This window comes from uncultured Thiocystis sp., from assembly GCF_903866365.1.
Taxonomy (GTDB): domain Bacteria; phylum Pseudomonadota; class Gammaproteobacteria; order Chromatiales; family Chromatiaceae; genus Chromatium.
The window spans coordinates 1-1,519 of the sequence record NZ_CAIPNF010000326.1; the positions used below are offsets into that span (position 1 = coordinate 1).

Annotated in this window: 3 protein-coding genes and 1 pseudogene; all 4 read left to right on the forward strand. The window is 65.4% G+C overall.

Going from position 1 to position 1,519, the window contains the following annotated elements; translation table 11 throughout:
- Positions 1-132: 132 nt before the first annotated feature.
- A complete protein-coding gene (locus tag QZY07_RS27535) occupies positions 133-306 on the forward strand; it encodes an ATP synthase subunit I (RefSeq protein ID WP_363184468.1) in 174 nt (57 codons plus the stop codon).
- Positions 287-964: a F0F1 ATP synthase subunit A gene (locus QZY07_RS18450; protein WP_295405862.1), complete on the forward strand. Its 678-nt coding sequence runs from the start codon at positions 287-289 to the stop codon at positions 962-964. The genes QZY07_RS27535 and QZY07_RS18450 overlap by 20 nt, the downstream gene beginning before the upstream one ends.
- A gap of 31 nt (positions 965-995) precedes the next feature.
- Positions 996-1,277: a F0F1 ATP synthase subunit C gene (locus QZY07_RS18455; protein WP_295405863.1), complete on the forward strand. Its 282-nt coding sequence runs from the start codon at positions 996-998 to the stop codon at positions 1,275-1,277.
- A 3-nt stretch (positions 1,278-1,280) separates the two neighbouring features.
- Positions 1,281-1,519, forward strand: a pseudogene (locus QZY07_RS18460) (F0F1 ATP synthase subunit B); the annotation flags it as partial.

Here is a 1,519-nt window from a genome sequence, read left to right on the forward strand (position 1 = left end):
CGACGAGCGGGATGTGGAAACGGAGTCAGGGCGCAGCTAGTGAGGCACCGCCAGACGAAAGGGGCGGCAACAGATAGGCCGAGCCTACAACCACCGCGCCACATCTCGACTCTACCTAGCCTGCTAACGCGGATGAGTCTGGTGCTGGTCGGCCTGTACCTGGTCTCCGACGGCCAATGGGAGCGCCTGCTGGCGGGGCTCGTCGGCGTGATCGGCGCGCGGTTTCTCGTCCTGCGACTGACCGCTCCAGCGCGCGACCACCAGAGCGCCACGACGGAGGCCCGGCATGCGCCTGAGTCCCGATGAGATCATCTTCTGGCAGTACGGGTTTCTCAAGCTCAACGCCACCATCGTCTTCACCTGGGCGCTGATGCTGGTGCTGGTGGTCGGGTCGATCCTGGTCACGCACAGGCTGTCTCGGGATCTCAGCCGTTCGCGCTGGCAGAACCTGCTGGAGATCCTCGTCACCGGCATCGAGCAACAGATCCGGGAGGTCGGGCTGCATGAGGCGCGCACCTATCTCGGCTTTCTCGGCACCCTGTTCCTGTTCGTCGCCGCGGCCAGCCTGGCCACCATCATCCCCGGCTACGAGCCGCCGACCGGCTCGCTCTCGACCGCGCTGGCGCTGTGCGTGCTGGTGGCGGTGCCCTTGTTCGGCATCGCGGACCAGGGACTCGGCGGCTATCTCAAGTCCTACACCGAGCCGACCGTCATGATGCTGCCGTTCAACCTCATCAGCGAGGTCTCGCGCACCCTGGCCCTGGCGGTGCGGCTGTTCGGCAACATGATGAGCGGGGCGATGATCATCGCCATCCTGCTCACCATCACGCCCTTCCTCTTTCCTATCCTCATGACGGCGCTCGGTCTGCTCACCGGCCTGGTGCAGGCGTACATCTTCAGCATCCTGGCCGCCGTTTACATCGCGGCGGCCACGCGCACGCCAAAGCCGGCGGCCAAGCCATGAAACACCCACACACTCAGCGGAGGACACACCATTGGATAGCTTGACCCTGATCGCGGTGGCATCGATCGTCATCGCCGGCCTCACCACGGGTTTCGGCACCATGGGACCGGCCCTCGCCGAAGGTCGCGCGGTGGCGACCGCACTGACGGCACTGGCGCAGCAGCCCGACGCCTCGGCCACCATCACCCGCACCCTGTTCGTCGGTCTGGCGATGATCGAATCCACGGCCATCTACTGTTTCGTGGTCTCGATGATCCTCATCTTCGCCAACCCCTTCTGGAACTTCGTCATCGACCAGACCGCCGGGAAGTAGGTCATGTCCATCGACTGGTTCACCGTCGGCGCCCAGGCGATCAACTTTCTGGTCCTGGTGTGGTTGCTGAAGCGCTTTCTCTATCGCCCGATCCTCGACGCCATCGGCGAGCGCGAGCAGCGGATCAGTGCGGAGCTGGCGGACGCCGACGCCAAACGCGCCGAGGCCCGGCAGGAGCGCGAGACCTTCCAGCAGAAGAACCAGGCATTCGACGCGCAGCGCGCGGCGCTCCTGGCCCAGGC

Excerpts from the sequence above, each read along its gene's own strand:
- QZY07_RS27535 (WP_363184468.1), top strand. The coding sequence starts at position 133 with ATGAGTCTGGTGCTGGTCGGCCTGTACCTGGTCTCCGACGGCCAATGG.
- QZY07_RS18450 (WP_295405862.1), top strand. The coding sequence starts at position 287 with ATGCGCCTGAGTCCCGATGAGATCATCTTCTGGCAGTACGGGTTTCTC.